General features: G+C 67.8%; 7 protein-coding genes and 1 pseudogene. 4 read left to right on the plus strand and 4 right to left on the minus strand.

The genetic code is table 11. The features are described 5' to 3' along the window. Positions 1–79: 79 nt before the first annotated feature. Positions 80–1,636, minus strand: a complete 1,557-nt coding sequence (locus ACRDPS_RS18830) for an RNA polymerase sigma factor (RefSeq protein WP_431503193.1) — start codon at positions 1,634–1,636, stop codon at positions 80–82. Between the two features lie 137 nt (positions 1,637–1,773). After that, a complete protein-coding gene (locus ACRDPS_RS18835) occupies positions 1,774–2,343 on the minus strand; it encodes an HhH-GPD-type base excision DNA repair protein (protein WP_431503194.1) in 570 nt (189 codons plus the stop codon). A gap of 99 nt (positions 2,344–2,442) precedes the next feature. Here ACRDPS_RS18835 and ACRDPS_RS18840 point away from each other — a divergent pair, with 99 nt between their 5' ends. After that, entirely contained in the window at positions 2,443–2,898 is a 456-nt protein-coding gene (locus tag ACRDPS_RS18840; RefSeq protein WP_431503195.1) for a hypothetical protein, read from the plus strand. A gap of 12 nt (positions 2,899–2,910) precedes the next feature. Here ACRDPS_RS18840 and ACRDPS_RS18845 read toward each other — a convergent pair whose 3' ends face one another. Continuing rightward, positions 2,911–3,837 carry a DUF4192 domain-containing protein gene (locus ACRDPS_RS18845; RefSeq protein ID WP_431503196.1) on the minus strand — a complete coding sequence of 309 codons (927 nt, stop codon included), beginning with the start codon at positions 3,835–3,837 and terminating at the stop codon, positions 2,911–2,913. 163 nt (positions 3,838–4,000) lie between these two features. On the opposite strand from ACRDPS_RS18845, the gene ACRDPS_RS18850 reads away from it, so the two are divergent. From ACRDPS_RS18850 to ACRDPS_RS18860, 3 genes are all read left to right on the plus strand, one after another. Beyond that, entirely contained in the window at positions 4,001–5,311 is a 1,311-nt protein-coding gene (locus ACRDPS_RS18850) for a DNA polymerase IV (protein ID WP_431503197.1), read from the plus strand. Between the two features lie 154 nt (positions 5,312–5,465). Beyond that, positions 5,466–7,586 carry a S9 family peptidase gene (locus ACRDPS_RS18855; protein WP_431503198.1) on the plus strand — a complete coding sequence of 707 codons (2,121 nt, stop codon included), beginning with the start codon at positions 5,466–5,468 and terminating at the stop codon, positions 7,584–7,586. 201 nt (positions 7,587–7,787) lie between these two features. Continuing rightward, entirely contained in the window at positions 7,788–8,729 is a 942-nt protein-coding gene (locus tag ACRDPS_RS18860) for a sigma-70 family RNA polymerase sigma factor (protein WP_431503199.1), read from the plus strand. Between the two features lie 120 nt (positions 8,730–8,849). Here ACRDPS_RS18860 and ACRDPS_RS18865 read toward each other — a convergent pair. Then, positions 8,850–9,045: pseudogene (locus ACRDPS_RS18865) on the minus strand (hypothetical protein); the annotation flags it as partial.

A 9,045-nucleotide genomic window follows, 5' to 3' on the forward strand; every position in this document is an offset into this window, starting at 1 on the left:
GTGCATCGCAACAGGATCACCGCTCAGAGCACATCACCCCAGGTCAGAACCGGTTTGTGCCATGTGGCGCGGGCGGCGCTCAGTCCAGGTAGTCGCGCAGGACCTGCGACCGCGACGGGTGGCGCAGCTTCGACATCGTCTTGGACTCGATCTGTCGGATGCGCTCGCGGGTGACCCCGTAGACCTTGCCGATCTCGTCTAAAGTCTTCGGCTGACCGTCGGTCAGGCCGAAGCGCATCGAGACGACGCCGGCCTCGCGCTCGGAGAGCGTGTCGAGCACCGCATGCAGCTGCTCCTGGAGCAGGGTGAAGGAGACGGCGTCGGCCGGAACGATCGCCTCGGAGTCCTCGATCAGGTCGCCGAACTCGGAGTCGCCGTCCTCACCCAGCGGGGTGTGGAGCGAGATGGGCTCGCGGCCGTACTTCTGGACCTCGATGACCTTCTCGGGGGTCATGTCGAGCTCCTTGGCGAGCTCCTCCGGGGTGGGCTCACGGCCCAGGTCCTGGAGCATCTGGCGCTGGACGCGGGCCAGCTTGTTGATGACCTCGACCATGTGCACCGGGATGCGGATCGTGCGGGCCTGGTCGGCCATCGCGCGGGTGATCGCCTGACGGATCCACCAGGTGGCGTACGTCGAGAACTTGTAGCCCTTGGTGTAGTCGAACTTCTCGACCGCACGGATCAGGCCGAGGTTGCCCTCCTGGATCAGGTCGAGGAAGAGCATTCCGCGGCCGGTGTAGCGCTTGGCCAGCGAGACGACCAGACGAAGGTTGGCCTCGAGGAGGTGGTTCTTCGCGCGCTTGCCGTCCTCGGCGATCCACTCGAGCTCGTCGAGGATCTTCGGGGTGATCTTGCCACCCTTGCCGAGCTTCTCCTCCGCGAAGAGGCCGGCCTCGATCCGCTTGGCGAGCTCGACCTCCATCTCCGCGTTGAGCAGCGGGACCTTACCGATCTGCTTGAGGTAGTCCTTGACCGGGTCGGCGGTCGCACCGGCGACCATGACGGTCTGCTCGGGCTCGTCGGTGTCGTCGGAGGTCGAGACCACGAAGCTCTGCTTCGAGGCCTCCTTCTCGTCCTCCTTGATCGTGGGATCGGCGGCGACGTCCTTCTCGAACTGCTCGTCAGGAATATCGGGGAGGACCTTCTTGCCGTCGGGGCCGACCGGCACGACCGGGGCCGTCTCCTCGGCGTCCTCGACGACGACCTCCTCGACCTCGACGTCCTCGAGGACTATCTCCTCGCCGTCCTCGTCGATCTCGGTCGCCTTCGCTGGCTCGGCCTCGTCGCCCTTCTTCGCCGCGGGAGCCTTGGCAGGCTTCTCCTCAGCGGCGGCCGCCTTCTTGGCCGCGGCCTTCTTCGCGGGCGCCTTGGCGGTGGTCGTCTTGCGGGTCGAGGTCGACGCCGCTGCCGCGCGGCCTGCTGCGGCCGTGCCGAGGTCCACTGAGATCCCGAGCGTGCTCAGGTGACCGAGCAGCGCCTTCAGGTGCCTGGGCTCGACCGCGGCGTTCTCGCTGGCCTCACGGACCTGGTCCGGACTCACGCGTCCGGTCGGCTTGGCCTGGTCGATCAGTGCCTTCACGGCAGGGTGGGCGAGTACCTCAGCGGGTATCTTGCGCGCGTTCGAGGACACGAACACCTCTCCGTCGAACTTGGTCGAGACTTATCAAAACTGAGTTTGGGCGCGGCAGGGCCCGGGGTCGTCAAGAGCCGCAGATTCATTCTGCCACGGGGTTGGTGAACATTCCCCATCCGGGGTCCCGTGTCACCCACAGCTCAGCCGGCTGCTTTGGCTGCAGCCTTCTTCTGTTGTTTGTAGTCGCGTACCTTCTGCAGCGTCGAGACGTCGACTACGTCTGCTACAGAACGGTAGCCGTCGAGCGAGTAGTCGCCGACGACCTCTTCCCAGCCGTCGGGGCGAACCCCCAGCTGCTTGGCCAGCAGCGACACGAAGATCTGCGCCTTCTGCTTACCGAACCCGGGCAGCGCCTGGATCCGCTTGAGGAGGTCCTTGCCGCTGGTGGCCTCGGTCCACAGCCGGGTGACGTCGCCGCCGTACTCCTCCGCGACGATGACCGCGATCCCCTGCACCTTCGCCGACATGGAGCCCGGGAACCGATGGATCGCGGGCGGGGTCGAGGCGATCGTCTTGAACTCGTCTGGGTCCATCTCGGCGATCGTGGCCGGGTCGAGGTGTCCGAGGCGGGTCACCAGCTTGTGACCTCCCTTGAACGCATCCTCCATCCGATACTGCTGATCCAGGGCCATACCCAGCAGCAGTGCGAACGGGTCTTCGGAGAGCAGCTTGTCGGCGGCCTCGTCGCCGGTGATGTGGAGAGACGGCATACGCCCATCCTGCCTCATCTCGCGAGCCGACGCGCGGTCGTCGCCGAAGCCTGTGGATAGCGGGTCGCGCGATTTCGGCATCCGGTGCACGCTGGGCCCATGACTTCCACCTCCACCATCTCCGAGAGGTCCGTCGAAGGGCTGCACGAGCCTGTCCCGCCAGTGCTCGAGAAGCGCCTGCGCCGGGCCGTGCTGGACCACACCGCCACCGAGCACCGGCACTCCTTCCTTCCACTGGTGCATCTGGGCGTCCCCGGCGGCAAGGAGGTCGCCCATGCCCACCGCGAGGACGAGCCGACCGACCAGTGGCTGCGTACGGACATCATCCACAGCATGCGGCGCCGCGTCGGGATGCCCGACCCCATCGTGTGGCTGACCCGGGGCGGCGACCTGGCCATCGAGGATGTCGACCTCCGCTGGCTCGCCGCCGCCCGGCAGGCGTTCCAGGAGATCGGCGCACCGCTGACGTACGTCGTGGTGACTCGCAACGCCTGGCTCGACCCACGCTCGGGGCTGAGCCGCCGCTGGAAGCGGCTGCGCTATCGCAACGACTAGGGTCTGATGGACCTAGGCCGGATGGTCCGCGCAGGTGAGCTCCTCGTCCCAGGCCGCGGGAGCGACGGCACCGTCGAGCAGCCGGGCCACCAGCATCCCCAGCCCATGATGTCGGTCGGCCGCGAAGCAGCGGTCGAGCGCACACCAGGCGAGCGCGCCGTCACCACCCAGCCAGGCCGCGAAGGCCAGCACCGCGGCCGGGTGGGCGACATGGCCGGCGGGGCTGCGGCGTACGACATCGGCCCAGAGGCTCACCTGTGCCTTGGCCTCGTCGCGGGTCATCCCTCCCCACGCGGCGTCGCGTCGCTGCGGGTCACGCAACGCCAGCAGCAAGGAGGCGACCTGCCCGGTGGACAGGATCCTCCCGTCGACCGCCTCGTCGACGAGCTGGCTGACCTCATAGATCTTCATCGTCGAGGCGTCCTCCAGCTCCGCCTCGGTCTCGGCGACGGCATCGGGGACCGCTGCGATCGAGGCCGCCAGCTCGGTGCGGGAGCCACGCACCACCTTGCCGTCGTAGACCGCCTGGGCGCGGAACGGATGCTCGCCGACGTCGAAGGGAACCCCGTCGGGCGGGCCGCCGTGGAGACCGAGCGGGTCGAACCACCGGCCGTTCTCGACGCGCAGACAGCCGATCAGGTCGATGTCGTGCTCGGTCAGCCGCTCGGCCAGGCGGCGGGCGAGCTTCGTCCCGAAGCGCGGGCCGCTGTCATAGAGGACGAGGACGATGCCGCGCACACCGTGGCGGACCGCGGGGAGGAACAGGCTGTCCAGGCAGTCGTCGACCTCGCCGGGAGGAGGTAGGTCGATCCGGCCGTGGACCTGGTGCTCACCACCGAAGGTCAGCATGACGATGGAGCTCTCGGGCTGAAACCCAAGAAGAACAGGGACTGCCGCGAGGACATCCTCGGGACGGGTGATGGAGAGTTTCGTGGTCATGCGAGCCACCCTCGCCGGGACCCACCGACAGTTTCCGCCTCAAAACCGAAGGCTGTGGAGAAGTCCGTCCCGAACGGTGCCTGTGGATGGCAGACGGCCCACGGTCTACGGGACGGTAACCGGCCCGGTTCGGGTTGTCCCCGCTGCCAGATATGTTGCCACCATGAGACCGGACGCGTCGGTGATGCACATCGACCTCGACGCGTTCTTCGCCTCCGTCGAGCAGCGCGACAAGCCCTCCTTGCGGGGCAAACCGGTCGTGGTGGGTGGCATCGGCGGACGCGGAGTGGTCAGCACCTGCTCGTACGAAGCCAGGACCTTCGGCGTCCACTCGGCGATGTCGACCCGCGAGGCCCGCTCCCTGTGCCCGCACGCTGCCTTCCTCTATCCGCGGTTCCACGCCTACAAGCTGGTCAGCGAGCAGGTCTTCGGGCTTCTGCGCGACCTCTCCCCTCTCGTGGAGCCGCTCTCGCTCGACGAGGCCTTCGTCGACCTCGCCGCCGCCGACCTCGACGATCTCGATGTCGACACGGTCACCGCGACCGCCACCCGCATCCGTGCGGAGGTCGCCGAGATCACCGGCGGCCTGAGCGCCAGCGTCGGCCTGGCCAGCTCGAAGTTCATCGCCAAGATCGCCAGCGACCTGGACAAGCCGGACGGCCTGGTCGTCGTCGCACCGGGCACCGAGCTCGACCTCCTCCGCCCGATGAACGTCAAGGTGATCCCCGGCGTCGGCCCCGCCACGACCGAACGCCTGCGCCGCGCGGGGATCCACACGGTGGCCGACTTGGAGCAGGTCAGCGTCGAGGAGCTCGTACGCCTCGTGGGGAAGGCCCATGGCACCAATCTCCACAAGCTGGCCAGGGCCCAGGACGACCGCCGCGTCGAACCCGAGCGCGAGACCAAGTCGGTCAGCGTGGAGAGCACCTACGACACCGACCTGACCGACCGGACGCTCATGGAGCAGATCCTCACCCGGCAGGCCACCGATGTCGCCACCCGACTGAAGAAGAACGGGCTCTCGGGACGCACGATCACGATCAAGGTCAGGCTCTACGACTTCACCACGATCAACCGGTCCTCCACCCTGGCCGCGCCCACGGATCAGGCAGGCGCCGTCGCTCGCCTCGCCAGGATCCTGCTCGGTGAGCTCTTCGCCGCGGGTGAGACCGCCGGCGGCGTACGCCTTCTCGGGGTCGGCGTCTCCGGCCTCGCCGACTGGATCCAGGAGGACCTCTTCGGCGAGGAGACCGAGGAGGAGACCGAGCCGGAGGTCCAGCTGCCCGAGCCGTCCCGCCGGCCCACCTGGGCGGCGGGGATGGACGTCATCCATGCCGAGATGGGCCGCGGCTGGGTCTGGGGCTCGGGGCGGGGCGTCGTCACCGTACGTTTCGAGACCGCAGAGACCCCGGCCGGTCCGGTGAGGTCCTACGCGGCCGACGACCCGGACCTGCAACCCTTCAGCGACTCCTGACGCGCTCCCGGCGCTCCCCTGCCGCCTCGCCGTCGCGGCGAGGCTGTGCGGTATCGCGCCAAGCAACCAGGGTGTGCGATAGCGCGATGCGATGCACCAGTTGCGCCGGTCCCGCCCTCGGGAGTTCGAGGGTCGCGAGGATAGGGTCTCGGTCATGTCTTCCGACTACCCGATCGCACCGAAGAAGCCCTCGTCCAAGCAGTTCCACGGCCAGACCCGGACCGACGACTACGAGTGGCTTCGCGAGAAGGAGAGTCCCGAGGTCATCGGCTACATCGAGGCCGAGAACGCCTACACCAAGCAGCAGACCGACCACCTCTCCGACCTGCGCTCGCAGATCTTCGAGGAGATCAAGGCACGCACGCTGGAGACCGACCTCAGCGTCCCGACGCGGTCGCGCGGCTACTGGTACTACGGCAGAAGCTTCGAGGGGAAGCAGTACGGCGCCAGCTGCCGGGTGAAGGTCAGCGACCCCGACGACTGGACGCCGCCGACACCGGCCGACGTCACCCACGACCAGCCCGCACTGCCAGGCGAGGAGGTGCTGCTCGACCTCGACGCGCTCGCCGAGGGTCACGACTTCTTCAGCCTCGGCGGCTCCAGCGTGAGCCCGAGCGCCGCCCTGCTCGCCTATGCGACCGACGTGGCCGGCGACGAGCGCTACACCGTACGCGTCAAGGACCTGACCACCGGCGAGCTGCTCAGCGACGAGCTCACCAACGTCCACGGCGGCGCCACCTGGGATCGTGAGTCGGCGACCCTCTACTACACGACCGCAGACGAGTCCTGGCGCGCCGACAAGATCTGGTGCCACCGCCTCGGCACCTCCCAGACCGAGGACGAGCTCGTCTTCCACGAGACCGACGACCGGTTCTGGGTCGGCGTCGGCCGCACCCGGTCCGACCGGTTCATGTTCATCGGCACCGCGGCGAAGATCACCGCTGAGTACCGCTTCCTCGACCTCGACGACCCCGACACCGGGTGGCAGGTCTTCGCCGCCCGCGAGGAGGGCGTCGAATACTCCCTGGAGCACGCCGTCATCGCCGGCGAGGACGTCTTCCTGGTCACCCACAACGCCTCCGGACCCGACTTCGAGATCGCCACGGCACCGATCGCGCCGACCGCGCGCGCCGAGTGGCGGCCCCTGCTCCCCCACACCCAGGGCGTACGCCTGGAGGAGGTCGACGCCTTCGCCGGCCACCTCGTCGTGCACCAGCGCAGCGAGGGCCTCACGCAGCTCCGCATCCTGGAGCTGGGTGAGAGTGGCATCGCCGACGACTACCTGGTGAAGTTCGACGACGAGCTCTACACCATCGGCTCCGGCTCCAACCCGGCCTTCGAGACCCCGGTCGTACGGCTCGGCTACACCACGATGCGCACCCCGGCCTCCGTCTTCGACTATGACGTACGCAGCCGCGAGCTGACCCAGCGCAAGCAGGCCCCGGTGCTCGGTGGCTATGACCGTGATGACTACGAGGAGCACCGGCTGTGGGCGAGCGCCCCCGACGGCGTACGTGTTCCGATCTCGGTGGTGGCGAAGAAGGGCCTTCACGAGACCGGGCCGATCCCGGTGCTGCTCTACGCCTACGGGTCCTACGAAGCGAGCATGGATCCCTACTTCTCCATCGCGCGGCTCTCGCTGCTGGAGCGTGGGATCGGCTTCGCGATCGCGCACATCCGCGGCGGCGGCGAGATGGGCCGGGCGTGGTACGACGACGGGAAGATGCTGAAGAAGCAGAACACCTTCTCCGACTACATCGCCTGTGCACAGCACCTGGCCGAGTCAGGCTGGTCGACCCCCGACAAGATCATCGCCGAGGGCGGCAGCGCCGGCGGGCTGCTGATGGGCGCGGTCGCCAACCAGGCACCCGACGCCGTGGGCGCGGTCGTCGCGGCGGTGCCGTTCGTGGACGCGCTGACCACGATGCTCGACGCGACCCTGCCGCTGACCGTCACCGAGTACGACGAGTGGGGCAACCCGGAGGCCGACCGCGAGACCTACGACTACATGTCCTCCTACGACCCCTATACGAACGTCACCCGGCAGCACTACCCGCCGATCCTGGCCGAGACCAGCATCAACGACACCCGGGTGCTCTACGTCGAGCCGGCGAAATGGGTCGCCAAGCTGCGGGCGGTGGCAGAGAATCCTGGTGACGTACTCCTCAAGACGGAGATGGCCGCCGGACATGGAGGGGTCTCGGGGCGCTACAAGGCGTGGGAGGATCGGGCGTTCAGCCTTGCCTGGATGATCGATCAGGTGACCTCTTCGTAGGCATATCTGTGGGGATCTCGGGGTACTCCATGAGAAACCCCTGAGATTCGCCTCACGATGCAACTTATCGCCCGCGGCGTACGTCGAACCGGACAAGAGATCGAACACGGATCGATGAAGCGCTCTACTGGGGAACACCTGGGAGGGGCGAAGCGTTGAAATCCACTGTGAGGCAACAAACCTCACCGTGAGGAGGTTCCCATGGCGACACGCACCGCAACCCGGGAGATCGAGGGCCGCGACAGCGTCGGGCTGTATCTCGATGAGATCGCCCGCAACGAGCTCTTGGATGCCGCCAAAGAGGTTGAGCTGTCCAAGGCGATCGAGGCCGGCCTGATGGCTGAACACCTCCTGGCCGAGGGCCGCGTCGGCCGTAAGAAGGCGCCCGGTGGCGCCACCCGCGCCGAGCTCGAGTGGCTGGCCGCGGAGGGTCATCGCGCCACTCGCGAGTTCATCAACGCCAACCTGCGACTGGTGGTGTCCATCGCGCGCAAGTACGGCCGCGCGCAGATGCCGATGCTCGACCTGATCCAGGAAGGAAACACCGGCCTGATCAGGGCTGTTGAGAAGTTTGACTACACCAAGGGCTACAAGTTCTCGACGTACGCGACGTGGTGGGTGCGCCAGGCCATCACCCGCGGGATCGCGCAGCAGGCGCGAGTGGTCCGGCTCCCGGTCCACGTGGTCGAGGAGCTCAACCAGGTCGGCGGCGCGCGCCGCACCCTGGAGCGCCAGCTCGGCCGCGACCCGGAACCGGAGGAGATCGCCGCCGAGCTCGACATGGACCTCGACCGGGTGATCGACCTGCTCGCCTGGGGCCGTGACCACGTCTCGCTGGACACCCCGATCGACGAGGACGGCGACACCTCGCTGGGTGACCTGATGGCTCAGGAGTCGTCACCGTCGCCCGACATGGACGTCATCGACGTCGAGTCGCGCGAGCGGCTCAACGCGCTGGTCGGTCAGCTCGACGAGCGTTCCGCCGACATCGTCCGCTCCCGCTACGGGCTCACCGACGGGCGCCAGCACAAGCTCGCCGACATCGGCGTCAAGCACGGCATCTCCGCTGAGCGCGTACGCCAGCTCGAACGCGAGGCCCTGCAGAAGCTGCGCCGCTTCGCCGACCCCGACCTGGCGGCGTAGCCGACAGGTCGGATATCGGGGCGGCAGACGCACTCGTAAGACTGGCGGCCTGATCCAAGCTGAACCGGCTCGGCGTCCCTAGTTCGGGGCGCCGAGTCGTTCTTTTCCGCCGAGACGTCACTACTGCAGGCCGAGGCGTCGGCGGATTCTAGCGGTGCTCGCAACACCAGGTGGATCTGACGGGTTCGACAGTAGCTGGTCGAGGACTTCGGCGGGGGTTGCCCAGTTGTGGCGTTTGCGGGGACGGGCGTTGAGTTCGGCTGCGATCATGTCGAGGTAGCCCGGTCCCCATCTGGACAGGTCGGTGCCCTTGGGT

Origin of the sequence: Nocardioides sp., from assembly GCF_050699375.1 — a bacterium.
In the GTDB taxonomy this organism is placed as follows: Bacteria; Actinomycetota; Actinomycetes; order Propionibacteriales; family Nocardioidaceae; genus Nocardioides.